Origin of the sequence: Butyrivibrio sp. DSM 10294, assembly GCF_028539135.1 — a bacterium.
Lineage (GTDB): Bacteria > Bacillota > Clostridia > Lachnospirales > Lachnospiraceae > Butyrivibrio.
The window spans coordinates 19,422-45,957 of sequence record NZ_JANSWL010000087.1 but is presented as its reverse complement, the minus strand read 5'-3'; the positions used below and the strand labels follow the sequence as shown (position 1 = coordinate 45,957).

Below are 26,536 nucleotides of genomic sequence, written 5' to 3'. Positions count from 1 at the left end.
AAAGTTCGGGGGAACCGGAAATTGATAATCGAAGTTAAGGAAGTGTCCAAGTCCTATGACGGCAAGAAGGTACTGGACAACTTTAGTTTACATATTGAATCAGAACACAGCTATATTATTACCGGGGATTCAGGAGCCGGTAAAACAACGCTTTTAAGGCTGATCCTTGGCCTGGAGAAGCCCGATGAGGGCAAGGTAGGACTCCTTGGGGATTACAAATATCCCTATATCGTATCCGGAACCGTTTTTCAGGAGGACAGGCTGGTTGAGAGCCTTGACGCAGTTACCAACTGCACCATGGTCAGCAAGAAGATATTCAGGGAGACAGTCACGGAGGAACTGCTCAAACTCCTGTCTGAGGAGGACATCCGTAAGCCTGTAAGAGATCTGGATGAAGGCAAGCGAAGACTGGTCTGCATTGCCAGGGCCTGCTGTATTCCTAACGATGTGCTGATAATGGATGAACCCTTTAAGGGCATGGATGAAAAAACGAGACAGAAAGCTATCAGCTTTGTCCGGGACAAACAGGGGTCGGGACCTCTGGTCATAGCCACCGGATATACAGAAGGGCTTGAATTTGGCAGAATTATCGAGCTGAAGACAGAAGGATAAGACAGAACGTTAAGGCAGAATTAAGTTTAGGAAGAGGGAGATTTTTATGGTAACAAATGATGAAAGCATGAACAGGTTCAAACACAACATAATGGAGCAGGTGTGCCGCCTGGAGTGGGAGGGAAACAACGACCAGGAGCATATCGAACAGCTTATCCTTGATATCATTCCGGGCCCCAAGCCCAGCTACAGATGTTGTGTATACAAGGAAAGAGAGATTGTAAGGCAGAGGATCAATCTGGCAATGGCCAAGAATCCTTCCTACAATCCGGATTCTCAGAATATTGTACAGGTAATCGACCCGGCCTGTGATGAATGCCCCATCGCAGCCTATTCCGTAACTGACAACTGCAGATTCTGTATGGGCAAGGCTTGCCTTAACTCCTGCAAATTCGGAGCTATCACACCGGGTGATACACATATGCACATAGATCCCGCTAAGTGCAAGGAGTGCGGAATGTGTGCCAACGCATGTCCCTACAATGCCATCGTGCATTTGGAGAGACCCTGCAAAAAAGCCTGTCCTGTAGGAGCTATTACCTATGATGAATACGGCTACTGCAAGATAGATGAGGATAAGTGTATCCAGTGCGGTCATTGCATTCACAGCTGTCCTTTTGCCGCTATCGGAAGTAAGACCTTCCTCGTTGATATTATTAAAGACATCAAGGCAGGCAAAGAAGTAATTGCAATGTGCGCACCCGCAACGGAAGGCCAGTTTGGAGATGATATTTCCATGGGCTCCATCAAAGAAGGACTTAAGAGACTTGGCTTTGCCGACATGGTTGAGGTCGGACTTGGCGGTGATATGACCGCAGCCTATGAGTCCGCTGAGTGGGCAGAAGCCTATAAGGAAGGCAGGAAGATGACTACCTCCTGCTGTCCTGCATTTATTAATATGTTAAAGAAGCACTTCCCTGATCAGTACAGGGATAACATGTCAACCACGGTTTCGCCTATGTGCGCCATTTCCAGATATCTGAAGGCCACAAGACCCGGATGTGTAACCGTATTTATCGGCCCCTGCATTGCCAAGAAGTCGGAGGCGCAGGACAAGACCGTTCCGGGCAATGCGGACTACGTGGTAACCTACGGAGAACTCAGGGCTCTTATGAGATCCAAGGATGTTAAGTTTGGCCCTGTAAGTAACGAATATCAGGAATCTTCCATCTGGGGCAAGAGATTTGCCACCAGCGGAGGAGTTGCCAATGCTGTTATTGAGTGTATGCAGGAGAGAGGAGAGGATACCTCCGGCATCAAGCTCTTAAGGGCAGCAGGCGGCAACGAGTGCAAGAAGGCACTTACTCTTTTGAAGGTTGGAAGGCTTCCTGAGGATTTCATAGAAGGAATGGTATGTCCGGGGGGATGTGTGGGAGGACCTTCAAGACACAGACATATTTCCGAGATCACCAAGGCCAGAGAGAACCTTCTTTCCAAGGCCGATGACAGAAAGGTTCTGGAGAACCTTAAGAACTATCCTATGGATAAGTTCTCAATGCACAGGGACGGAATTTCGTAATTCGGGGACTGGCACAGTTGTTTTCACCTTATGAGGCGCTGATTTTATGAACAGTAAAAAAAGGCGGTTATTTAAAACAATATTTGGCGGAGTCGATGACCCCAAAAAAGCAGTGGTTAATTCTGCTATGGTGGTTCTGACGGCTCTTTGGTCAATTTTGTACAGCATGGGGATAATGGCACTTTCTCCATACCACAATATTTTTACCGGGCTTTTTTACATATTGAAATATATCCCCTTTATACTGACCGCTGCTTTTGGTGGCGCAGTGCCGGGGCTTATGGCTGTGCTCATTGTCTTTATTCAGAAATCCATAGTCTCCAGCAGTTTTTCCTATCTGACTTTTATCTATCTGCTGCTGGTGATCGTCGTAGAGGCTCTGGCCAAGAGAAAGGCTTTTAAAAAATGGTACACAACCGTGCCTGCAGCAATTGTGGTTATGTTTGTTGACGGTTTCTTCTGGGGAATAATGCTATGGCTTCTCTCCGGAAAGAGCATGGATACCATAGATCCCAATGTTCTTTTCAATTGTTTTCTCAATGAACTTCCGGGCAGCTTTATATCCTGCTTCATCGTTTATTTTGTCTATAAACGCATGTCAGTAAAAAATAAGAGGCTCATTAGTAACGGCAAGTATTATATTGATAAGGAACTTTTGACTGAGGAAGAAGAGTACGAGATCTCCAACAGGTCAAGGATCAGCCGGGTTATTTTGGGGATAGTTGTTTTTGAGGCGATTATCCTTGGAGTATCTGCGGAAATTGCTTCCAATACGCTGATTCCCACCATGAAATACACCTATGCCGCCAACAGGCCCCAGATCAATATTGAAGAGGACTACAGTCATATCAAGAATGCAGGTATTCTTGAGAGCAGAGTCAGTTTCAAGCTGTCGAGAGAGGCGGAGAAGTCGGCCGAGTTGGAAAAACAGCTTTCATTGGGAGTGGGCCTTAAGGATTCTCAGTTCAGCGTCAAGCTTTCGATGCTTATTTCCATTATCGTTATTCCCATTGCGGTATTCGTCAACAGATATGCCCAGAGGAGAATCGCAGAACCCATAAGGGCTCTGTCCAAAGCAGTCTCCAAAATGTACAATGCAAACGATCAGAAGATTAATACTGAGGCCAATGAGCTTCATAATCTTGATATTTCTACAAGAGACGAGATTGAGGAACTGTATCACACAGTTGACCTTACCTTCTACAAGCTTGTGGATTACATTGAGCTTGTCAGAACAAGGCAGACCATTGAGGATCAGCTGATCTCCGAGAAGTCCGCCAACGAAGCCAAGTCTAGGTTCCTGTCGAATATCTCGCATGAGATTAGAACTCCCATCAATGCGGTTCTTGGCTTTGACGAGATGATCCTCAGGCAGACCAATGATCCGGAGGTTCTGCAGTATGCTACTGACATTCAGAATTCAGGTAAGACACTGCTGGCCCTCATCAACGATATTCTTGATTTCTCCAAGATAGAAGCCGGTAAGCTAGAGATCATTCCGGTGGAGTATGAGACAGCCTCCGTAATAAACGACCTGGTGAATATGGCCAATGTAAGAGCCAATGACAAGCAGCTTAAGTTCATCGTCAATGTATCCGAGAATATACCACATATCTTATTCGGGGATGAAGTCAGGATCAGACAGTGCGTAATCAATCTGATTACCAACGCCATTAAGTACACAGAGAAGGGAAGCGTTACTCTTGATATTGATTATGAGGATGTCGAGACAGATAACCCGGATGAGAGCGATGAGGACAGAATCCTTCTTAAGATCAAAGTATCAGATACCGGTATCGGAATCAGGGAAGAGGACATTGACAAGTTATCGACAGCCTTTGAGAGAATCGATGAAAAGAGAAACCGAACCATCGAAGGAACGGGACTTGGCATAAACATTGTTAACAGCCTCCTTGCTATGATGGATTCATCTCTTAATGTACAAAGTGAATACGGAAAAGGCAGTGTCTTTTCCTTCGAAGTTGTTCAGAGTGTTGTAGATAGGGAGCCTATTGGTGATTTCAGTACTTCCTATAAGGATAGCATCAGAAATGCCGACAGATATCAGGCAAGCTTCCATGCACCTGACGCAAGCATTCTTGTTGTTGATGATACCAAGACCAATCTGACCGTCATTGAGGGTCTCCTTAAGATGACCCAGCTTAATATTGATACGGCGACCGGCGGAAGAGAGGCTCTTGAAATGGTTAAGCAAAAGGCCTATGATCTCATCTTCCTTGATCACAGAATGCCTGATATGGACGGAATCCAGACCTTCCACGCCATGCAGGAACTTGAAGATAATCTTTGCAAGGACACTCCGATAATTGCCCTTACAGCCAATGCTATATCAGGCTCAAGGGAGATGTACCTGCAGGAAGGTTTCTCAGGCTATATGTCCAAGCCTGTTGCCCCCGGCAAGCTGGAAGAAATGATCCTGTCGTATCTGCCAAAGGATAAAGTATCTCTTCCCGGCGATGAGGATTATGTTCAGGATACAGAGGAAAACGACAAAGAAAATGCTGTAATGCAGGAGCTTCTTAAAATCAATGGAATAGATGTGCAAGCTGCCATTTCAAGGTGCGGTTCAGCCACAGTTGCCATCGAGGTAATGAACGACTTCAGACTGGCAATCGAGGAAAGGGCAGGATTCATCGAAAGGTACAAGAACGATGAAGACATAGCCAACTATACCATCTACGTACACGGACTTAAGAGTTCTGCAAGGGCCATTGGCGCTCTGGAGCTGTCCGACAGGGCAGAGTATCTGGAGAAATGCGGCAACGAGTACAACATAGATGAAATAGATGATCTGACCGGACCGCTCCTGGAACTCTACAGGAGTTATCTTACCAAGCTGGCGCCTCTTTCCAATGAATCGGATGTGGACAAACCGGTTATAGACCCTGAGGAACTCGAGGGAGCCTTCGCTTCGATCAAAGAGTTTATTGAAGGTTCATATTTTGACAGTGCCGATGACATCATGAAGATGCTGGAGGAATACAGCATTCCTGAGGACTATAAGGCTAAATACAGCGAAGTAAAAAGACTTATGGCGGCGGTTGACAGAGACGGACTTTTAAATATACTGTAATAGTAGTGTCATATGACGGAAGGAAAAATTTATGGATAAACGCGTTTTACTCATTGGACATGAGAAAAGCTTTATGGTAAATGCTATCGTTAGAGGCCTGGAGAAAGAGAACTTTGTCGTTGACAGCATAGGACCCGATCCCGATGCCATCAAGGCTCTTGAGAACAAGCCCAAGATTTACCTTCTATATCTTGGTGATATGACCAAGGATGACTCACAGCTTCTGGCTTATCTTAATGAAGCAATAGATGTCGAGAGATTCATGCTCTATCTTATTGGTAATAAGGAGGAGCTGGCTTTTGGATTGTCCATAATTCCCAAGGAGAAGATTCAGGAGAGCTACCTTAGACCTCTTGATGTGAAGCTCCTTGCAGAGCATATTGATTCTGTTCTGGTATTCAGTTCTGTGGACGACAGTCTCAGAAAGAAGATTCTTATTATTGACGACGACGGAGCCATGCTCAGAATGATGAGAACCTGGCTCTCGGTAAAATATCACGTATACATGGCAAGCTCCGGCAAAATAGCGCTTTCTTTTCTTGCCCAGAATGAGGTGGATCTCATACTTCTAGACTATGAGATGCCTGTTATGAGCGGTCCGGATGTTCTAAGGGAGATCAGAAATACTCCCAAGATCCAGAATATGCCCGTCATCTTCCTTACAGCCAAGGATGACAAAGAGAGCGTTATGAAGGTTGTGAACCTTAAGCCCGAGAAATATCTGCTTAAATCAATGCCCAAGGAGAAACTTACCGGGGCTATCGATGATTTCTTTGTAACACACGCTAACAAAAAGATTTAAACCTTAGAAATAGAAAAAAGATTTGGGGAAGGGGAAGAATAAATGATTTCCAAATTGATCGATAAGATTCAAAACACGGGCGCTCCCATTGTGGTGGGCCTTGATCCCAAGCTGGACTTTGTTCCGGAGGGAATCAAAAACAGATGCTTTGAGGAGCTTGGAGCTACTCCGGAGGGAGCAGCAGAGGCTTTCTGGCAGTTCAACAAGGAAATAATCGACAATATCTATGACGTGGTTCCGGCTGTTAAGCCTCAGATCGCTATGTATGAGGAGCTTGGAATTCCGGGACTTATTACTTTTAAGAAAACAGTGGATTACTGCAGGGACAAGGGGCTTATGGTAATCGGCGACATAAAGAGAGGCGACATCGGCTCAACATCAGAGGCTTATGCTGTCGGACACCTTGGCGGCGTCAAGATCGTCGACAAGGTATTTAAGGGATTTGACGAGGATTTTGCCACAGTCAACCCTTATTTGGGTTCCGATGGTGTAAAGCCTTTTATTTCTGTCTGCAACAAGGAGGATAAAGGCATCTTTGTTCTGGTTAAGACATCTAACCCTTCCAGCGGAGAGTTCCAGGATCGCCTCATAGACGGAAGACCTCTCTACGAGCACGTGGGTGAACAGGTTGAGAAGTGGGGCGCAGAGTCCATGGATGGAGCCTACAGCAATGTTGGCGCCGTTGTTGGAGCAACCTACCCAGAGATGGGCAAGGTTCTTCGTGATATCATGCCTCATGCTTATATCCTGGTTCCGGGCTACGGCGCTCAGGGCGGCAAGGGCAAGGATCTGGTTCACTTCTTCAACAAGGACGGCCTTGGAGCCATCGTCAATTCCTCCAGAGGAATTATCGCAGCATGGAAGAGCGAGAACTACAAGCAGTTTAATGACGGCAAGGTGGGAGAAGCCGCCAGAGCTGCTGTATTTGATATGAAGAAGGACATCGCTGATGCCCTGGCTTCTAAATAATTGGTACAACAAAAGATAAATATAAATTTTGGGATAAAGGAGTTTGAGGGATATGGAAAGGTACAAGGAAGAATTTATTGAGTTTATGGTGGACAGCAACGTGCTTAAGTTTGGGGAGTTTACGCTTAAGAGCGGAAGAAAGTCCCCGTTTTTCATGAATGCGGGAGCCTATGTCACAGGATCACAGCTTCGCAAGCTGGGTGAGTACTATGCAAGGGCTATTCATGATACCTTTGGTCTTGAGTTCGACGTTCTTTTCGGACCTGCCTACAAGGGAATTCCTCTTGCTGTTATCACAGCAGTTGCCATCAGCGAACTCTACGGCAGAGAGATCAGATATTGCTCCAACAGAAAAGAGATTAAGGATCACGGCGACAAGGGAATCCTTCTTGGTTCCAAGCTTCGCGACGGTGACAGAGTCCTTATCATCGAGGATGTTACAACTTCAGGCAAGTCCATCGAGGAGACAGTTCCGATAATTCAGGAGCAGGCTGACTGCGATATCGTGGGACTTATGGTTTCTCTCAACAGACAGGAAAAGGGTCAGGACAGCGATGGCAGCGCTCTTGATGAGATCAAGGAGAGATATGGCTTTAGCGCACATGCCATTGTAACAATGGATGATGTTGTAAGCTACCTCTATAACAGACCTATCGACGGTGAGGTTATTCTTGGCAAGGACATCAAGAAGGCTATTGACGAATATTACGCAGAGTACGGCGCAAAATAAGGAGGTATTTTTTGATGGATGAGCATACATACAAGGTACTTGGAAGCACCGGCGGACTTAATATCGCATTTGGTGTAATTTCTATAATCGCAGGAGTGGCAGCAGGCGTTCTTCTGATTATCAGTGGAGCCAAGCTTCTTGGAAGCCGCAAGAAGATCATAATCTGATGAAAGATACAAAGACTAAGCTTAAACTTAAATTAAAAAGAAAATTTGAGCCTGTAATGGACAAGTACATGTTCACTGATAACAGACACCCGGAGAAGGGCATAATGTCCACCATTCTGGGTGTTATATCGGTGACTTCGCTTGGAATTTCTGTCTTTTTAACCTTTAAGGCAGGGGGAGAGGCTACCTTGAAATATGCCGCAGCGGCTTTTGTTGCGGCGATTTTTTCTGTAGTGGGATTGGTTCTCGGTATTAAGTCAAGATTTGAACGGGATATTTTTAAGGTTTTTCCGAATATCGGAATCATTCTCAACTTTCTGGCATTAGCTTTCATAGTGTTTATCCTGATATTGGGCCTTAGATAAATTCTATTTTCTGTGCAAAATAAACATGGCACAATATCTTGTGGTATGGTATGATACGTAAGACGAAATAGTGTTATTATTTAGGAGGAGTGAAATGGCAAAGGTAGGAATAGTAATGGGCAGTGATTCAGATATGCCTGTTATGGCTATGGCCGCAGAGATACTGGATCAGTTCGGTATTTCCTATGAGATGAGGATTATTTCAGCTCACAGGGAGCCGGAGGAGTTTTTTGAATTTGCTAATACCGCTGAGGAGAAGGGCTTCAAGGTAATCATAGCAGGTGCCGGTATGGCAGCTCATCTTCCCGGTATGTGCGCAGCTATATTCCCAATGCCGGTTATCGGTATTCCGATGCACACCACCTCACTCGGAGGTAGGGATTCCCTCTATAGTATAGTACAGATGCCAAGTGGTATACCCGTTGCCACAGTGGCGATCAACGGAGGCGCCAATGCAGGTATTCTGGCAGCCAAGATCCTGGCAACCTCCGATAATGAACTTTTACAGAAATTAAAAGAATACAAGGCTTCTTTGAAGGACAGCGTAGTGGCAAAGGACGCCAGATTACAGGAAACAGGTTACAAAAATTATTGATGTAAATAATCAGCCTGCTTTCATGTAAGGCTGTTAATAGAAAAGGAGTAGATATGGCACTGGATTACAAGAAGGCCGGCGTAGACATCGAGGCCGGATACAAGTCTGTGGAACTGATGAAGGGATATGTTAAGGAAACAATGAGACCTGAGGTTTTGGGTGGTCTCGGCGGATTCTCGGGAGCCTTTTCCCTTAAGGACATTAAGAACATGGAAGACCCTGTTCTGTTATCGGGAACCGATGGAGTCGGAACCAAGATCAAGCTTGCATTCCTTCTTGATAAACATGATACCATCGGTATCGATGCGGTTGCCATGTGTGTTAACGATGTGGCCTGCGCAGGCGGAGAGCCTTTGTTCTTCCTTGATTACATTGCCTGTGGCAAGAACATTCCCGAGAAGATCGCAGCTATCGTTAAGGGAGTAGCAGAGGGCTGTAAACAGTCAGAGGCAGCACTTATCGGCGGTGAGACAGCTGAGCATCCCGGACTTATGCCTGAGGATGAATACGATGTTGCAGGTTTTGCTGTTGGAGTTGTTGATCGCAAGGACATGATCGATGGCAGCACCATCAAGGCCGGAGATACTCTTATCGGTGTAGCTTCCAGCGGCGTTCACAGCAACGGTTTTTCACTTGTCCGCAAGGTATTTGAGGTAAACAAAGAGAACCTCGAGACCTACATAGATGAACTTGGAGCAACTCTCGGAGAGACACTTCTTACTCCCACCAGAATATATGTAAAGATGATGAAATCCATCAAGAATGCAGGAATTAAGGTTAAGGGCTGCAGCCACATCACAGGCGGCGGTTTCTATGAGAATATTCCGAGAATGCTTCCTGATGGAATTAAGGCTGTAGTTAAGAAAGACAGCTATGATATACCGCCTATTTTCCCGCTTATGCAGAAGACGGGCGAGATTGAAGATAAGATGATGTACAACACCTTTAACATGGGCCTTGGAATGGTGCTTGCCGTTGATCCTGCTGATGCAGAGGCTACCCTTAAAGCTATTGAGGCATCCGGTGAGAAGGCATGGATTGTCGGAAACACCGAGGCCGGAGAGAAGGGTGTAGAGCTGGTATGAAGATCGCGGTAATGGTGTCCGGCGGAGGAACCAATCTGCAGGCAATCATCGACAGTATAGCTGATGGCAGAATTACTAATACAGAGATCTGCCTGGTATACAGCAACAACCCCAATGCCTATGCCATAGAGAGAGCCAGGAAGGCAGGCATTCCCTATGTGGTCAAGAGTCCCAAGGAGTTTGAGAACAGGAGCGATTTCAACGATGCTCTTTTGCAGATCCTGCAGGATGCAGCCCCTGACCTTATTGTTCTTGCTGGATGTCTTGTGGTAATCCCTGAGCAGGTAGTTAAGGCATTTCCCAATAGGATCATCAATATACATCCGTCACTTATTCCGTCCTTCTGCGGAACCGGCTATTACGGCCTCAAGGTTCATGAGAAGGCTCTGGAGAGAGGTGTCAGAGTATCCGGTGCTACGGTGCATTTTGTGGACGAGGGAACGGATACGGGACCTATCATTTTGCAGAAGCCTGTCATGATAAGACAGGATGATACACCGGAGGTTCTGCAGAAGAGGATCATGGAACAGGCTGAGTGGAAGATTCTTCCCATGGCCATTGATTTTATCGCAAACAACAGGGTTACGGTCAAGGATCACCGTGTTATAATAGAAGGCTACGACCCTGATGCTTTATTCTGATTGTATGGAGAGGGTATTTAGATGAAGGTTTTAATTGTTGGAGGAGGCGGAAGGGAGCACGCCATCGCCGAGGCAGTATCCAGAAGCAAACAGGTAGACAAGATCTACTGCGCCCCCGGTAACGGTGGAATTGCTGAGCTTGCGGAATGTGTACCGATCACTCCCATGGAGTTTGACAAGCTTGTAGCTTTTGCTAAGGAAAAAGAGATCGATCTTACCGTTGTGGGTATGGATGATCCTTTGGTAGGCGGTATCGTTGATGCTTTCGAGGCAGAGGGCCTCAGAGTATTCGGACCACGTAAGAATGCAGCTATCCTTGAGGGAAGCAAGGCTTTTTCCAAGGATCTTATGAAGAAGTACAATATTCCCACAGCTGCCTATGAGAACTTTGACAATGCTGAGGATGCCCTTAAATATCTTGAGACAGCTAAGTTCCCGATAGTTCTTAAGGCTGACGGACTTGCTCTTGGTAAGGGAGTTCTTATCTGTCAGAACCTTGATGAGGCCAAGGCCGGAGTCAAGGAGATCATGCAGGATAAGAAGTTCGGAGATGCCGGCAATCACATGGTTATCGAAGAGTTCATGACCGGCAGAGAGGTTTCTGTTTTATCATTTGTTGACGGTAAGACCTACAAGCTCATGTCTTCAGCTCAGGATCACAAGAGAGCGGGAGACGGAGATACGGGACTTAATACAGGAGGAATGGGTAATTTCTCACCCAGTCCCTTCTATACAGAGGAAGTAGACAAGTTCTGCAGAGAGAATATCTACGGAAGAACGGTTGAGGCCATGGCTAAGGAAGGCAGAGAGTTCAAGGGAGTTATTTTCTTCGGACTTATGCTTACACCGAATGGACCAAGAGTCCTTGAGTACAATGCAAGATTTGGTGATCCCGAGGCTCAGGTTGTACTTCCAAGACTTAAGACTGATATTATAGATGTTTTCAATGCCTGCATTGATGGAAGGCTTGCAGAGACAGAGCTTGAATTTGAAGATAAGGCTGCTGTCTGCGTTGTTCTTGCCAGCGAGGGCTACCCTGTAAGCTATGAGAAGGGCAAGCTCATCAAGGGCCTTGAGAACTTCAAGGGGAAAGACGGTTACTACTGTTTCCATGCGGGAACCAAAGCTACTGCTGAGGGAATAGTTACCAGCGGCGGACGTGTTCTTGGCATTACCGCTAAAGGGGATACATTACAGGAAGCCAGAACCAAAGCTTACGAGGCCACAGAATGGGTAAGCTTTGATAATAAATATATGCGTCACGATATTGGAAAGGCTATCGATGATGCGAAGGAGGTAAAATGAATAAAAAGTTGGGAAAGAGATTAGTTACTTTTGCGCTTTCACTTGTTGTTGCATCCACTGTTTTTGTGGGCGCATCCTTCAGTGCAGCAGCTTACACACAGACTACGGGAGTGGTATCATCCGATAATGTCAAGGTGAGATCCTCCGCAAGCACCACAGCTTCACAGGTGTCCAGTCTCAAGAAGGGAGATAAGATCGACATCGTTGACGAGTCAACTGATGCGTCAGGTTATGTATGGTACAAGATCTTCGTTAATAAGAGCGAGTACGGATACGTAAGAAGCGATCTGGTTACCAAGTCAGGTGATTCAGCTCCCAAGACATCCACATCAACAAACAGCAGCACACAGACAGAGAACAAAGCAGCACCGGACCTTCCGGCCACCACTGTTACAGCTACAGAGCAGAAGACAGCTACAGTTACTTCAGAGAGCGTTAACGTAAGAGGCGGCGCAGGCACTGGTTATGATTCCGTTGGTAAGGTCACCAAGGGAGAGAATGTTACTATCACAGGCGAAGCTTCCGACAAGGATGGCAAGACCTGGTATCAGGTAACCTTTGGTTCAAACGGCAAAACAGGTTTCGTAAGAAGCGATCTCGTTGTAATATCTGAGGCAGCACCTGCCGAGGGCGGAGATGGTGCAGCTCCTGCAGAAGGCGGCGAGGGTGAGAACCCTGAGGCTACAGAAGGCGGCGAAGGCGGCGAAGGCGAGAACGGTTCAGAGTCAGAGCAGCCACAGGCTACAGCTTCAGACGTAGGTGACGGAACATATTCACTTGTTTATACAGCAGACGAAGAGGGAACCAATACCTGGTATCTCTATGACAATGTTGAAGGTTACAGAGTTAAGGTTAAGAAGCTTATAGAGGCAGCTCAGAGCACAGAAGCTCTTGGCAAACTCTCCGCAGCCAACAAGAAATATAAGACAGTTGTTGTTATCCTTGCACTTGTTGCAGCAGCACTTGCTGTAGCGGTTGTACTTCTTGTTCTCAAGCTCAGAGACGCTATGTACTATGAGGATGAGGAAGAAGAGGAAGAGTACGATCGTTATGCTCCTAAGAAGAGACCTGCAAGAGAAGAGGAGCCTGAAGAGGAGAGACCTGTCAGAAGAAGGGAAAGAACCGTAAGACCCGAAGAGGATGACGAGGAATCCTATGCTTCTGCAAGAGGAGCTGAGAGAAGAGGCGGCAGAGAAGTTCGTGATGCAAATCCCGCAAGAAGACCTGCTCCCGAGGCAACTTCCTACAGAAGAAGCGATGAGAGAACTGTAAGACCTGAGAGAAATGCAGAGGATGATCGTCCTTCAAGAAGAGCTCCCGAGCCCGAGAGACCTGTAAGAAATGCAGCTCCCAAGAGAAAGACCAGGAACTTCATCGGTGATGATGACGATTTTGAGTTTGAGTTCCTTGATCTTGATGATGAGAAATAATATCTGAATAAGGTTAGATTAAGATCCCCGGATGCAAATCCGGGGATTATCTTGTATTTACGGAGCTTTCCGCCGGGACTTTCAATTTATTGTAATATCTGTTATACTAAACATATCACAATCGTGAAAATATTGTTTTATCGGGAAACGAAGGTGACGGATATGATCATTGAGATTGATTTTAACAGTGATGAAGCGATATATGTGCAGCTCTGCAATCAGATAATCCTTGGTATTGCAACTTCACAGTTTCATGAGGGAGAACAGCTCCCAAGTGTCAGACAGCTGGCTGAGACCATAGGCATCAATATGCATACTGTCAACAAGGCCTATTCCATCCTGCAGCAGGACGGATTTGTCAAGATCGACAGGAGAAGAGGGGCTATCATAGCCCTTGATATCAACAAGCTCAAGGCTCTTACCGAGGCCAAACAGGAACTGGCCGTGGTTCTGGCAAGAGCTATTTGCAAGGGAATAGACAGAGATGAGATTCACAGTCTTGTGGATCAGCTGTATGACAATTTTATCGATAAGATTCAGTAAGGAAAGGAAGGCAATATATGGATTCCAAGTTTACAGTAATGGCTTCAGATGCCCTTAAACTGGCCAAGAAGACAGCCAGAAGCCTCAAGCTTAATTATGTCGGCACCGAACATATTCTTATGGGCCTTATCCTGGAGGACGGTAGTGTCGCATCCAGGATACTTATAGACAACGGCATTGATGAGAATCGCATGATGGATATGATAAGAGACCTTATCGTTCCTGACAGCAGCGTAAGAACCCTTGATAAGGACGGTTTCTCTCCCAGAGCTGAGAAGGTCCTTGAAGAGGCTCACAGAATGGCCGAGAGATTTCGCGCGGACAAGACAGGTACAGAGCATATTCTGCTTGCTCTTATCAAGGAGGGAGAGAATGTTGCGGTAAGACTCATCAGCACTCTCAATGTACCTGTACAGAAGATATACGCTGAGACCCTTGCAGCCATGGGAGAGGATCCCAATCTGGTCAAGGAGGATCTTGGCAGGAAGGCTGCGCCTAAGACAGGCAAGAAGGCTTCCATTCTGGCTCAGTACAGTCGTGATATGACAGCTCTTGCTCTTGAGAACAAGCTTGATCCCGTCATCGGAAGAGAGAGGGAGATCAAGAGAGTTATTCAGATCCTCAGCAGAAGGACCAAGAACAATCCCTGCCTTATAGGCGAACCCGGTGTAGGTAAGACCGCGGTTGTGGAGGGACTTGCCCAGAGAATAGCTGCAGGAAATGTTCCTCTTACAGTTCAGAACAAGAGGCTTGTTACCCTTGATCTTTCAGGAATGATCGCAGGCTCCAAGTACAGAGGCGAATTTGAGGAGAGGATCAAGAAGGTTATCAAAGAGGTTGCCGAGGACGGCAATATCATTCTTTTCGTAGATGAGATGCACACTCTTATCGGCGCCGGCGGCGCGGAGGGAGCCATTGATGCTTCCAATATTCTCAAGCCCTCTCTCGCCAGAGGTGAGATACAGATGATAGGTGCCACCACCATCACAGAGTATAGGAAATATGTTGAAAAAGATGCTGCGCTTGAGCGTAGATTCCAGCCTGTCAACGTGGATGAACCCACCAAGGAAGAGGCTACAGATATCCTCAAGGGTATCGTTAGCAAGTACGAGGAGCATCACAAGGTAAGTGTTACTCCTGAAGCTATCAAGGCTGCCGTTGATCTCTCCGAGAGATACATCAACGACAGAAATCTTCCCGACAAGGCAATTGACCTTATAGATGAGGCAGCTTCTGCCGTAAGGCTTCGCACAATGGGAGTATCTCCCAAGATCAAGGAGCTGGAGGATAAGATAAGTTCTCTTGACGGCGAGATCGAGTCAGCCCTCAAGGAATCTGATTTCAAGAAGGCGGGAGAACTCAACAAAGAGCAGAACCTTCTTATGGGCAAGCTCTCAAGAGCTAAGTCTGCCGACAAGAAGAAACAGCAGTCCTCAGCCTATGTTGTTACAGAGAACGATATCGCAGAGGTTGTAGCGGAGTGGACCAGAATCCCCGTTAAGAAGATTGCGGAGAAGGAATCAGAGAAGCTCCTTAAGCTTGAATCAGTACTTCACAAGAGAGTTATCGGCCAGGAGGACGCTGTTAAGGCTGTATCCAAGGCAATCAGAAGAGGAAGAGTAGGACTCCAGGATCCCAACAGACCCATCGGTTCCTTCCTGTTCCTTGGCCCTACCGGTGTAGGTAAGACTGAGCTGTCCAAGGCTCTTGCCGAGGCAATGTTCGGAGATGAGAATGCTCTTATCAGAGTTGATATGTCAGAGTATATGGAAGGCCATTCGGTATCCAAGATGATCGGTTCACCTCCGGGATATGTAGGCTATGACGAGGGTGGTCAGCTCTCCGAGAAGGTAAGAAGACACCCCTATTCCGTTATTCTTTTTGATGAGATAGAGAAGGCTCATCCCGATATATTCAACGTCCTTCTTCAGGTACTGGATGATGGTCACATCACAGATGCCAAGGGCAGAAAGGTCAGCTTCAAGAATACCATCCTTATCATGACCTCCAATGTAGGTGCTCAGAGGATAGTAGATCCCAAGAAGCTTGGCTTTGGCGCCGGAGCAGATGCCAAGAAGGACTATGAGGACATGAAGTCGGGAGTTATGGACGAGGTCAAGAAACTCTTTAAGCCTGAGTTCATTAACCGTATAGATGAGATCATGGTATTCCATACCCTCAATGAGAAGGAGATGATGGATATCGTAACCCTTCTTTCACAGAACCTTTCCAAGAGATGCAAGGCTCAGATGGATATCAACCTTACCATCTCACCTGCTGTTAAGAAGTATCTCGTAACCAAGCATTCCGATGCCAAGATGGGAGCAAGACCTCTTAAGAGAGCTATTCAGTCCACTATCGAGGATGCCATGGCAGAGGAACTCCTTAAGGGCAATATCAAGGCAGGAATGGACGTTACCGTAGCTCTCAAGGACGACAAGATTGTCTTTGTAGGGAAGGACGGCAAGGAAGCTTCCGTCAAAAAGGTCTCGGTGAAAACCACCAAAACAGCTAAGACCTCTAAGGTTAAGCGCACCGTAAATACAAGGAAACCCACCTCAAAAAATAAGAAAAAATTAATTTGATAATAGACGGGCATCATTTATAATGATATTAACATTTAAGCTTTACCTATAACATATTTTTAGGAGGGTCATCATGGCTGTTGTAGAACAGTTGATTAGAGCTGAGGAGAACGGAAGTATCAGCTTTGGTAACTACAAGCTTCCGGAGAAGACTAAACTTGAGAACTTTGAGCACAACGGAGATATTCTCAAGGTCAAGACCTACAAGGATATTACCAAGCTCGAGTGCAATGAAAACTTCATATATGAATCCGTACCCGGAACAACGGTTACGGAGTTTAAGGAAACAGATAACGGTGTTGAATTCAGTGTAGAAGGAGACAATGATGCACAGATTACGCTGGGACTTCTGGAGAACACAGAATACAGCGTATATGTAAACGGTAGCAGTATTGGTAAGATGACCACCAATCTGGGAGGCAAACTTAATCTTAGCGTAGAGCTCTCCGGAGAGGGCCTCGTATCTGTTAAAGTTGAGAAATAAGATGTAAATCATGAGAGCTTTCCGATTTGTTCGGGAAGCTCTTTCTTTAAAAACTATTGTTTGGGGAGAATAAAATGGCAGTTAAAATGAAAACGGTATTCTTTTGCCAGGAGTGCGGCTACGAATCCTCCAAGTGGATGGGACAGTGCCCCGGGTGCAAGCAGTGGAATACCATGGTAGAAGAAACTGTTAAGCCTGCAGGCAAGGCGCCCAAGGGGATTGGTACGGCACCGGATACCAAATATGTTAGTCCCAAGACCCTTAATGAAATTGTCATGGAGGATGAGGAGAGGGCAGATACCCACATTGGAGAACTTAACAGAGTTCTGGGAGGGGGCCTTGTAAGAGGATCCCTTATTCTTGTGGGAGGAGATCCCGGTATCGGCAAGTCAACACTTCTTCTTCAGGTTGCGGGTTTTTTATCCGGCGACAAAAAAGAAGTTCTGTATATCTCAGGTGAGGAATCCCTTAGGCAGATCAAGCTTCGTGCCAACAGGATCGGAGATTTTTCCGATACTCTCAAATTCATGTGTGAGACCAATCTGTCTAATATAGAGGAGGCTGTGATCCGCACTAAGCCTGAGGTCATCATAATAGATTCCATTCAGACAATGTACAATGAGAATGTTTCGTCCGCTCCGGGCAGTGTATCCCAGGTCAGGGAGTCCACGTCCGTTCTTTTGCGTATCGCCAAGAGCATGAATATTACGGTATTTATCGTGGGACATGTCACTAAGGAAGGCCAGGTGGCAGGCCCCAGGGTTCTTGAGCATATGGTGGACACTGTTCTTTACTTTGAAGGGGACAGACATGCCTCATATCGCATTTTAAGGGCGGTAAAAAACCGTTTTGGCTCCACTAATGAGATAGGAGTCTTTGAGATGAGAGAGAGGGGCCTTCAGGAGGTTCTGAACCCTTCTGAGTTCATGCTGGAGGGAAGGCCGGAGAATGCCAGCGGTTCCATTGTTACCTGCTCAGTGGAGGGGACAAGGCCTATTCTGCTTGAGATACAGGCCCTTGTGTGCCACACCAATTTCGGATTCCCAAGGCGTCAGGCCAACGGAACGGACTATAACAGGGTGAACCTTCTTATGGCCGTTCTGGAGAAGAGAATAGGGCTGTCTCTCGGGGATTTTGATGCCTATGTCAATCTGGCGGGAGGAATGAAGATAGCTGAGCCGTCGCTTGATCTGGCGATATGTCTTGCGCTTATTTCCAGCTTTAAGAATAGACCGATCGCCGACGATATTATCGCCTTCGGAGAGGTGGGACTCTCGGGAGAGGTAAGGAGCGTCAGCATGGCAGAGAACAGGGTTCAGGAAGCAGCCAAGCTTGGCTTCAAGACCTGCATTGTTCCTAAGGCACTGGCAGGGAAGCTTAAGACCTGCGCTTCGAGTATTGAGATCATCGGAGTGTCCTCTGTAGCTGATGCGATGGACATATTGAAATAAATAATCAGGAAAACTGACCACGTATACAAAAATAATTTCCAATATGATTGAATCTGTGATTTAGCATCTGATATTATATAACGGTATGTTGATTATATATTTTTATAACCTTGTGGGAGAAAATGTGGGATGAAAAAGTTTTCGCGGAGAGTACTTGTGCTGGTTTTGATGCCGCTAATACTACTTACTGCTATGGGGAGCAGAAGTATCAGCTTTACGTCTTATGCCGCAGAATCCGCAGAAACAACCAAGGTTGTAAATGGACTGCACGACGCCGTGTATGAAAATAATGGGGAAAAAAGTGATGTGTGCTTCTATATCAGAGGCAATGGTGTAGGCGGAGATATTCCGGTGGAACCCGGAAGCTATCCCAGAACGGATTATTCGGATCCTATAAGGATAAATGGGATAGCTTCGCACACTGATCTTGTGTCGGAAGGCGGAAGCGAGGATAATCTGCTTCAGGATGGATTTACCGCCGCTAATGAAGTCACCGCCTCTCTCGACAGAGTTCCTACCGCTGATGAGATCAAGAGCGTCGTTGGCGAGTTTGATTCGGATCAGCATTATGTCATTTGGTATGTTATCAAAACTGCTTCTACATTGGCACCTAATCAGGATGTCAAAATTCACGTTGATGGAGTAATAAGAATAAAAGAAAAATCGGAGCCTGCGAATCCGGAAGAACCGGAGCCGTCGGAACCGTCGGAACCCTCGGAACCTACTGAGCCATCGGAACCGGCGCCTTCAGAACCGGTGCCTTCAGAGCCGGCACCTACAGACCCTGAACCAACGGATCCCGAGCCTACAGACCCTGAACCAACGGATCCCGAGCCTTCAGACCCGGCACCTACAGATCCGGAGAAGCCGGAGCCTGAGCAGCCGGTGGAGCCTGAAGTTGTTTTCTCGATTCAGACAGTGGCACCCAGCGCCGAGCTGCAATATGATGGCAAGGAGCATGTTGTCGGAGGCTATGTTATCAGGCTTGAGAACCTCAAGAATCCTGGGGAGTCCCTGGTGAGATACTATGGTCCCTATGGAGATCCGATTTCCGAGGACAAGAGTAGCAGTGATGAAGCAGGGCTTATGGCCGGCGACGGCGATGTAGCAAGGCAGGCCCGTGAACAGACGGTTATCAGCTTTTTGGGCACCACCTATACAGTAAATGTGGGCGGCGCATATACGACAGTTAAGGAACCTTTAAACTACACTATTCCCTTTATGTCCGGTTCCAATGTTGTAGCCCCTGGGGATATCGTTCTCTATGATTCCAATGGCAAAAAAATAGGCGGAGAAGTTAAGACCTTAAGCAGCAACGGAAATGTCAAGGTTACACAGCGCAAGATCACCATCAAGGCCGGCTCCACGGTCAAAAATGACGATGGCAGCACCATAACCAACAATGAGGTGACCATAACAAAGGGAAGCCTTCTTAAGGGACACAAGCTTACGGATGTGGTGTTTAACGGAAGTCAGACAGGAGTGGGCAGTAGCGTCAACGAGATCACTTCCTTCAGGATTGTGGATGAGAAGGGCAAGGATGTATCCGGCTACTACAGCGTGACCAGGATCAATGGCAAACTGGTGCTGGTGGACGGAAGTTCCGGCAGGAAAGACTCTGAATCTCCTCTTCCGGGAACTACCGGCAAGGCAGAGCCCTCTGCAGATAGGACTCTTGGCAAGAGAGGAACTGTTTCAGGCACTATTTTGCCGGAAAAGCTGGGAGCAGGTAATGAAATAGATGCTACTTTGCAGGTTTTGGGAGCAAGGCGCTCTGAAACTTCAGATGACAGCAGGCTTTACATGAGGGTTCTTATGATAATCATTGCGGCTTGTATCATTGCAGCCGGTGTGCCCCGCAGGAAAAATCCATTGAAAAATAAATTTATAAATTATTAAAGTCGTGATATAAAATGCCGATAAGATTAATGATAAGTTCTTATCGGCGTTTTTTTGTTGCGCCCGAAAATAAAAAAAGATGTGGGGTAAGAAGGTTATGAAGCGCATTCTGAAGAGATCTGCATGCATGTTTCTTTCTGTATTCATGATGTTATGTCTGGCGATGCCTATAGGAGCAGGCAAAACTGTTGCCCTGGCCAAGGATGATCCCTATACGCAGCTTGCAAAGGGGACAACAGTTTATAACGGGGTAGATTATAAGAATCAGTACAATCCGCTTTTTTACTACCTCAATTATGAAGATTTAAGACAGGCATACGGGCCGGATGCCAACAAGCTTATTGAACACTATGTTATCTTCGGAATAAAGGAAAAAAGGGTCGCTAACAGGCTTATCGGTGACAGCATTGATTATGTTGTTCCGACCGGCAAAGAGGACGTGGTAGTTGTTCAGAAGACAACTCATGATAACGGCGGAATGACCTATGCCCAGGAGATTCAGGCAAGGAGCATAGCCAAGCAGATTGCCGACCATATCAATTCCAGAGCCGCTGCCATAGACGCTGAGAAGCAGGCAGAGGCTGATGAAAAGAATAAAGGCAAGGAAAACAGCAAAAAGAGTAGCAAGAAAACCAAAGAAGTAGAGAAGGTCAAGGATATCGAGAAGGTTGCATATGCCAGCGGTATAGTTCAGGCGTATTGTGCACTTGGAACATATACAACTGAAGGAAAGATATACAGAACTGCCTACGGAGTATTTATCGGAAGAGAGTACTCCTGCGCAGGAGCCACAAGGGCTCTTGGACTTGTTCTGGATTACATGGGCATTACCTGGTATCACAAGAATATTAATCAATGGGCAGATCAATGGTGTCAGGTTATAGTTGATGGCCAGGAGGGGTTTGCGGACCCCACTTATCCTTTGGCGGGCTATGGCAAGCACCCCAGTGAGGGTGGCGATGCCAAGAAGGGCTATTCCTACGCTTCAGTAAGAGAAAAATTCGGAGTATACACACCTATTTTACGATAATTAACCATAAGGAGCCCGGCGGATGAAGAGAGCCTTTTGCCTATACAAAAGAATAATTGCGGCTGTATCCGCTTGTATCGTGGGATGTGTTCTCTTTTTATCCCTGCCCTGCAAGGCTGACAACCTTACTGTGATAGACTCTGCGACTTTTGCCGCTAATACCGGCATAACGACGGTTCATATAGGAAGTGATGTGACGGAGATAACTTCGTCTGCCTTCAGAAATCTGATCAACCTTAGGTCCATAACCGTAAGCGAGAACAATCCTTATTACGCATCCTACAGCAACTGCCTGTATGACAAGGAGATGACTGAGCTACTGTGTTTTCCGGCAGCGCTTACCGGAGCGGCTATACCTCAGACGGTGGTTTCCATCAGAGAGAACGCACTCCATGGCGTGGGAGATGCCCTGAGGAAGCAGATAAGGGCCGTTGTTGAGACGCAGGCTATGGATGGAGCTCTTTTGGAAGAGGTTCCCGGAGAACATTTTGTTCATACACAGGCTGGCCTCATGTGGAGAAAGGCCGACGGCACTCTTATCAAGCCCGAGACGGATGTCATGAAGCAGACAGCAGCGCTTATAGAGGCCTGTACCAATGGAAATATGAGCCAGAAGCAGCAGCTCAAGCGAAGCTTTGATTTTCTGGTAAAGGCAGCAGCCTATGAACGAAGCTATGAAACTCCCACAGGGAACTGGCCGCTGACCTACGCCGTTAACTTGTTTGATACCGGAAAAGGCAATTGCTATAACTATGCGGCGGCCTTTGGCTATATCGCAAGAGGCCTTGGTTATGAGACCAAGATCTGCACCGGCACCGTAACCTCATCCCTGGGCGGCAGAACGCCCCATGCCTGGACAGAGGTCAAAATGGGTGATGAATGGTTTATCTTCGATGCGGAAATGCAGGATGCCAAGGGAGATGGTTATTACAAGCAGACCTATAGTTCCTATCCTGCCAAGCCTTTAGAGAAATCTGCTACTTATACAGTTAACTACTAAATGAATGATTAAGGAGAATGAGTCTATGAAGCGAATGCTGGGGATAGCTTTGGTTATATCGGGCGCGGTGTTTAGCGTATTTGTTCTGAATCTTATGCTGTACAGCTTTGTACCTGCATACAGAGCAGCACTTCTCATGTCCGCAGCCGGCAAAGACAGCAGCATACCTGTGATAGAAGTGGAGACAGAAGTGAACCCGGATATGAAATCAGAAGCTATAGCAGAAATGAAAGAAAATGAGGATGCGGCTATTACAACTCTTCAGGACCAAACCACACCTTTGGCCCCCATTTTTGAAGAAACTTCTTCAAAAGAAGAAAAAAATTCAAAAAAAATTGAAGAAAATAAGCCCCAAATCATTGAAAGAACCTACTATGAAGACTGCGGAACAGGGCATGGTTACTGGGTTCTGAAGTATTCCGACGGAAGTTTTGGAATTGAATAAAAAAAGTGTTGCATTTTGTTTTGGACCGTGATATTATAAAACACGTCGTCGGGGTGTGGCTCAGTTGGTAGAGCACTATCTTAGGGAGGTAGGGGCCGCGTGTTCGAATCACGTCACTCCGATTGCTAGAAACCGCTCAGTTGAGCGGTTTTTCTTTTGCAATTCTTTAAAAATTGGTGACCAATTGGTGACCAAACACGGTGACCTTTAGCCAAATATTTTGGTCTGTAGTTCTTTACTTAGAGTGCTGTTGTTGTTTCTGTTGTAGTAGCGTGTCATTGTGCTGTCTGAGTGACCTGCGGTAGCTCTTATCTGATCTTCGGGCATTCCTGCTGTGTAAGCATCTTGAATTGCGCCGCGTCTCTGACAGTGAGTTGAAAGCGGTTCGATACCAACAATCTTACAGTATTCCTTGATCTTCTCGTTGAGACGATTAGCAGCAATTGGTAACTTGCCATCACGAGAACTATTGAAGACATAGTGTTTTTGGCCATTAAACAGATAAAGCTCCTTTAATATGGATATGGCTTTCTCTGTTATTTCAATCTCACGAATTACTTCGTCGGCCTTTAGGTGCTCATCATCAATTGTAACCAGCTTTCCATCGATTTCTCTGTGTGTAAGAGAATGTCTTACTATGATGGTTCCCTTCTCAAAATTAACATCTTCCCAAGTCAAAGCTCGCCATTCCCCTGATCGCTGCATAATGTTGAGCCAGAATCTGATTGCAAGTGTGTAAACGGTTTGCTTAGGAAGATGACTGAGATAGTTTTCAAGCTTTTCTCTTGTTTCAGCATTTGTTGCTTTCTTGGTAGAAGAAGCAGCTCTTTTTGGACAAGAAGTGTTAGGCATTGCGACTACAGGATTTGTTTCTATCAGTTTTAACCATATTGCGTGGTCAAATGTCTGCTTTAGAACGCTTTTTGCCTGAGATATCTGCCTTGCAGTATACCTTCGACTGGCAGTTAATCTCTTAAAGGCATCAATGATATCACCTACAACAATACTTTTTATAGGCATAGTCACAATGATGTCTTTTTCCCAGTATTTCCTCCAAGCTTGATCCTTGCGAAGTGCTGTGGAAGTTGGGTAAGTTATATTTCCTTCATTATCCACTATCGGTGTGTGGTTAGACTTGGAATATAGGTCATACACCTCTTGCAAAGTACTATCAGGCTTATAACCGGTACCTAATTGAATAGGATGGCCAAAAATCTTCTCATAAAGCCTATCAACCGATGTTGCTGCAATCTGTGAGTGTTTTCCATCGATTGTAAAAGCGACTCTAAAAAGCTTTTTATTTTGCTTTTTAATGATGGCTACTTTTTTGCCGAGTTCATTCTCCAAATACTGAATTTTTAGTTTTTCAATTTTATCTTCCAATTCACGGACGACAGCATCAGCTATACTAGTGAGGTTATCATACTCAGCAGAAAAAAGAAACTCAGCTTTTTTTCTTTGCAGATAGATGATTCTGTCGCATATTTCATCGTTGTTGAGAGGATGTTTTGGATTATGATTAGTCGGTACTACCATAGTTAAGGAAGTACTAAATATTTTATTGTCTTGATTCATTTGTATGTAGTACCTCCTTTCTATTGAGCCAATCCTAAATCATTGATTCGTTTTTTTGATGTATTTAATGTATTTGTTGTATTTGTCATATTTCGTTGTAAAAGTTGCATAAATACTGACAAATACATTAAATACATCAAATACATTAAATACATATAAACGATAAATACATCAAAAAATACATTAAATATTAGTTTTTTTGCGAAAAGTATATGTTCGTTGATTCTTAGATACTTGATAATCTGCGGAGATATCATCCATAATGGCAAAATGGTGGATGTTATCTTGGATATATCGCCCGACTTGTTGGGGCTTTTGATATATAGCTTTCTCTAGGTAGTGGCTAGCCTTTATCAAGTCGCTGGTTGTGCCCGTCCACGTTCCTCCTCCTTGTTCTACTAACTTACGGATTGTCAATGTGATGGCATGCTGGTCATAATCGTCCATTTCTTTTTTGGCTTGGATTTCTTCAGAAGTTCCGATGTATCGCCACTGTAATGCTACCTTGTCAAATTCAATAGTCAGGGCGTTACTTTCCAAATCCCTGCCGGTAACGTGTAAGGTGGCTTGCTTGTCGCTTCGGGAGTCCTTACTTATGATCCAGGCAAAGTCTACCGCTCCCAATAACCCTGAACTACCGGACATGTTATTGAAAGGATCGGAAACGTCTTTCATTTTGGTAGTATGGTGGAGCATAAGTATAGCGATGTTTCTCTTTCCTGCAATGGCTTGAAGCTTTTCAATATCTGCATAATCGTGTTCATACAGCGATTGAGTCTTTTTTTGTTCAGTCCGTATTTTTTTGAATACATCTATGACCACAAAGCCGATACTGGGGTTATTATCTAGGAAGCGCTCCAACATAACCTCAAAGCCCGTAGCTAGTGTTATCATTTTATGATTTTTCCTTGGAATCTCTTCCTGTGTGACGAATTCCACCCCGTCTAGCTTATCAATACGCATAGCATTTAATCTGTCTTTGGGTCTTCGGTTAGATGACTCAAGGTCAAAGTATAAGCATCCCGTTTTAGTTGTTTCCAAACCTAAGAATTTTGATCCCTGCGAGAGTGCCACACATAATTGCAAGGCCATAAATGATTTATAGTATTTTGGGGGAGCTGCTAATATCCCCAAGCCTGCAGGGCAAATGCCCTTAACAAGGTATTTAAGCTCGGGTATTTCCTTTTGTAGCAAATCATTTGCGGTGATGGTCTTTAGCAGAGGAATTTCGTATTCTTCTTGCCATCCCCTATCAAGTGCAGGAAATACTTCTTTATTTAGTTCTTCATCAGTTAGCGGTGGTTCAAACGTGTTATTTAGCGCTTGGATAGTCGCCTTGATTGTTGCCTTGTCTAGGCTGGTGTGTGACAGTTCCCCGATTTTTGACACTAGGGTACTTGTTCTGTTGCCCTGAGTTATTTTTCGGGGGTGTTCTTCGGCTCGTTCCTTTGGCTTTCGATATTTAGATATGAAGTCCAACCACGCCCTTGGCAGGTTAGCGACTTGTTTATCGCTTGGGGAGCGTATCCATGTGTAGGTGCCCCCGTTCGGGTGTATGCTTGGCGGCGCTACGATGTATCCACCATTCGCTCTTGTATCAATACACCCATCTATACCGGCGATGTTCTTTAAGTTGTTGTGGTCGTAGAAGTATAAATGATAACCGCCCCTAGGAGTTTTGCATGTTACTGTATTACTTATTCTTTCGTGCTTTTCCTGCCATTCTTTGAACAATTGCACTCCGTCCTTGCCTTTTTCGTGGTCTACGTCAATGTCGATGATATATAGCCCCTTAGAGCCTTCGCCTGTGGCAATCCCAATATTGTAGTTGGGGTTATCGTGCCACCACCTCTTTATCTGTTCAGGGTCGTTTGTTGCGTCCTTTAGTCCATGTGCGGTTGCCGGTCTCTTTTCATGGGGCTGTAATGGCAGCACTTTCCAGCCTATGTGCGCATAGCTTAGTGCATAATCTTCTAATGTCATGTTGTTTCCTCCAGTATCAAGTTCCTTATATTGATAATTTATGTAAGAAAATAAAATAACAAACGGTATTTTAAAATTTTATAAAATTTTTATTTTCTAATTTTGAGGGATAACCACTTTTAATATATCTGTGAATCATTTAATTATTTAAGGATACAGGGCATTTCTGCTGTTTTCGATTTACTCCGCAGAAGAAAAAATTCTCATAATGAAAAATAAAATAAGAC

Annotated in this window: 23 protein-coding genes and 1 tRNA gene; 22 read left to right on the top strand and 2 right to left on the bottom strand. The window is 45.5% G+C overall.

From position 1 onward, the window contains the following. The first annotated feature begins 21 nt into the window (after positions 1–21). The 22 genes from NXH67_RS14170 (at position 22) to NXH67_RS14065 (ending at position 22,873) form a co-directional block, all read left to right on the top strand. Entirely contained in the window at positions 22–612 is a 591-nt protein-coding gene (locus NXH67_RS14170; protein ID WP_272797796.1) for an ATP-binding cassette domain-containing protein, read from the top strand. A 46-nt stretch (positions 613–658) separates the two neighbouring features. Continuing rightward, on the top strand, positions 659–2,131 hold the full coding sequence (locus NXH67_RS14165) for a 4Fe-4S dicluster domain-containing protein (protein ID WP_022779381.1): 1,473 nt from the start codon (positions 659–661) through the stop codon (positions 2,129–2,131). Between the two features lie 46 nt (positions 2,132–2,177). Further along, the gene (locus NXH67_RS14160) at positions 2,178–5,225 is read left to right on the top strand and encodes a response regulator (RefSeq protein ID WP_272797795.1); all 3,048 of its coding nucleotides are present in this window, start codon (positions 2,178–2,180) and stop codon (positions 5,223–5,225) included. A gap of 31 nt (positions 5,226–5,256) precedes the next feature. Beyond that, complete coding sequence (locus NXH67_RS14155; RefSeq protein WP_272797794.1) at positions 5,257–6,027, top strand: response regulator; 771 nt, start codon at positions 5,257–5,259, stop codon at positions 6,025–6,027. 42 nt (positions 6,028–6,069) lie between these two features. Beyond that, positions 6,070–6,996: an orotidine-5'-phosphate decarboxylase gene (gene pyrF / locus NXH67_RS14150; RefSeq protein WP_022779378.1), complete on the top strand. Its 927-nt coding sequence runs from the start codon at positions 6,070–6,072 to the stop codon at positions 6,994–6,996. A 52-nt stretch (positions 6,997–7,048) separates the two neighbouring features. After that, positions 7,049–7,726 carry an orotate phosphoribosyltransferase gene (gene pyrE / locus NXH67_RS14145; RefSeq protein ID WP_272797793.1) on the top strand — a complete coding sequence of 226 codons (678 nt, stop codon included), beginning with the start codon at positions 7,049–7,051 and terminating at the stop codon, positions 7,724–7,726. 14 nt (positions 7,727–7,740) lie between these two features. Beyond that, complete coding sequence (locus NXH67_RS14140; RefSeq protein WP_022779376.1) at positions 7,741–7,893, top strand: hypothetical protein; 153 nt, start codon at positions 7,741–7,743, stop codon at positions 7,891–7,893. Beyond that, positions 7,893–8,258 carry a DUF6142 family protein gene (locus NXH67_RS14135; RefSeq protein WP_022779375.1) on the top strand — a complete coding sequence of 122 codons (366 nt, stop codon included), beginning with the start codon at positions 7,893–7,895 and terminating at the stop codon, positions 8,256–8,258. Before NXH67_RS14140 ends, NXH67_RS14135 begins: the two co-directional genes overlap by 1 nt. Positions 8,259–8,352: 94 nt before the next feature. Beyond that, positions 8,353–8,853: a 5-(carboxyamino)imidazole ribonucleotide mutase gene (gene purE, locus NXH67_RS14130; protein ID WP_272797792.1), complete on the top strand. Its 501-nt coding sequence runs from the start codon at positions 8,353–8,355 to the stop codon at positions 8,851–8,853. Between the two features lie 59 nt (positions 8,854–8,912). Continuing rightward, the gene (gene purM, locus NXH67_RS14125) at positions 8,913–9,938 is read left to right on the top strand and encodes a phosphoribosylformylglycinamidine cyclo-ligase (RefSeq protein WP_026668797.1); all 1,026 of its coding nucleotides are present in this window, start codon (positions 8,913–8,915) and stop codon (positions 9,936–9,938) included. Then, the gene (gene purN / locus NXH67_RS14120; RefSeq protein WP_272797791.1) at positions 9,935–10,579 is read left to right on the top strand and encodes a phosphoribosylglycinamide formyltransferase; all 645 of its coding nucleotides are present in this window, start codon (positions 9,935–9,937) and stop codon (positions 10,577–10,579) included. Before purM ends, purN begins: the two co-directional genes overlap by 4 nt. A 21-nt stretch (positions 10,580–10,600) precedes the next feature. Then, a complete protein-coding gene (gene purD / locus NXH67_RS14115) occupies positions 10,601–11,884 on the top strand; it encodes a phosphoribosylamine--glycine ligase (RefSeq protein WP_022779371.1) in 1,284 nt (427 codons plus the stop codon). Further along, on the top strand, positions 11,881–13,314 hold the full coding sequence (locus tag NXH67_RS14110; RefSeq protein ID WP_272797790.1) for an SH3 domain-containing protein: 1,434 nt from the start codon (positions 11,881–11,883) through the stop codon (positions 13,312–13,314). The genes purD and NXH67_RS14110 overlap by 4 nt, the downstream gene beginning before the upstream one ends. Positions 13,315–13,476: 162 nt before the next feature. After that, the gene (locus NXH67_RS14105) at positions 13,477–13,857 is read left to right on the top strand and encodes a GntR family transcriptional regulator (RefSeq protein WP_022779369.1); all 381 of its coding nucleotides are present in this window, start codon (positions 13,477–13,479) and stop codon (positions 13,855–13,857) included. 17 nt (positions 13,858–13,874) lie between these two features. Continuing rightward, positions 13,875–16,442: an ATP-dependent Clp protease ATP-binding subunit gene (locus NXH67_RS14100; RefSeq protein WP_022779368.1), complete on the top strand. Its 2,568-nt coding sequence runs from the start codon at positions 13,875–13,877 to the stop codon at positions 16,440–16,442. A gap of 73 nt (positions 16,443–16,515) precedes the next feature. Continuing rightward, the gene (locus NXH67_RS14095) at positions 16,516–16,926 is read left to right on the top strand and encodes a hypothetical protein (protein ID WP_022779367.1); all 411 of its coding nucleotides are present in this window, start codon (positions 16,516–16,518) and stop codon (positions 16,924–16,926) included. Positions 16,927–17,000: 74 nt separating this feature from the next. Further along, positions 17,001–18,377, top strand: coding sequence for a DNA repair protein RadA (radA, locus tag NXH67_RS14090; RefSeq protein ID WP_022779366.1), 1,377 nt, complete (start codon positions 17,001–17,003; stop codon positions 18,375–18,377). Positions 18,378–18,506: 129 nt separating this feature from the next. Next, positions 18,507–20,276, top strand: a complete 1,770-nt coding sequence (locus NXH67_RS14085) for a hypothetical protein (protein ID WP_272797789.1) — start codon at positions 18,507–18,509, stop codon at positions 20,274–20,276. 79 nt (positions 20,277–20,355) lie between these two features. Then, a complete protein-coding gene (locus NXH67_RS14080; protein WP_272797788.1) occupies positions 20,356–21,306 on the top strand; it encodes a hypothetical protein in 951 nt (316 codons plus the stop codon). A 22-nt stretch (positions 21,307–21,328) separates the two neighbouring features. Next, entirely contained in the window at positions 21,329–22,306 is a 978-nt protein-coding gene (locus NXH67_RS14075) for a transglutaminase domain-containing protein (protein ID WP_022779363.1), read from the top strand. 25 nt (positions 22,307–22,331) lie between these two features. Continuing rightward, positions 22,332–22,751: a hypothetical protein gene (locus tag NXH67_RS14070; protein WP_022779362.1), complete on the top strand. Its 420-nt coding sequence runs from the start codon at positions 22,332–22,334 to the stop codon at positions 22,749–22,751. A 49-nt stretch (positions 22,752–22,800) separates the two neighbouring features. Next, a tRNA-Pro gene (locus NXH67_RS14065) sits at positions 22,801–22,873 on the top strand. An 85-nt stretch (positions 22,874–22,958) separates the two neighbouring features. On the opposite strand, the gene NXH67_RS14060 is transcribed toward NXH67_RS14065, so the two are convergent. Next, positions 22,959–24,326 (bottom strand): tyrosine-type recombinase/integrase, encoded by a 1,368-nt coding sequence (locus NXH67_RS14060; RefSeq protein ID WP_272797787.1) that lies wholly within the window; start codon positions 24,324–24,326, stop codon positions 22,959–22,961. Between the two features lie 183 nt (positions 24,327–24,509). Next, positions 24,510–26,309, bottom strand: a complete 1,800-nt coding sequence (locus tag NXH67_RS14055; RefSeq protein ID WP_272797786.1) for a bifunctional DNA primase/polymerase — start codon at positions 26,307–26,309, stop codon at positions 24,510–24,512. Positions 26,310–26,536 lie beyond the last annotated feature (227 nt).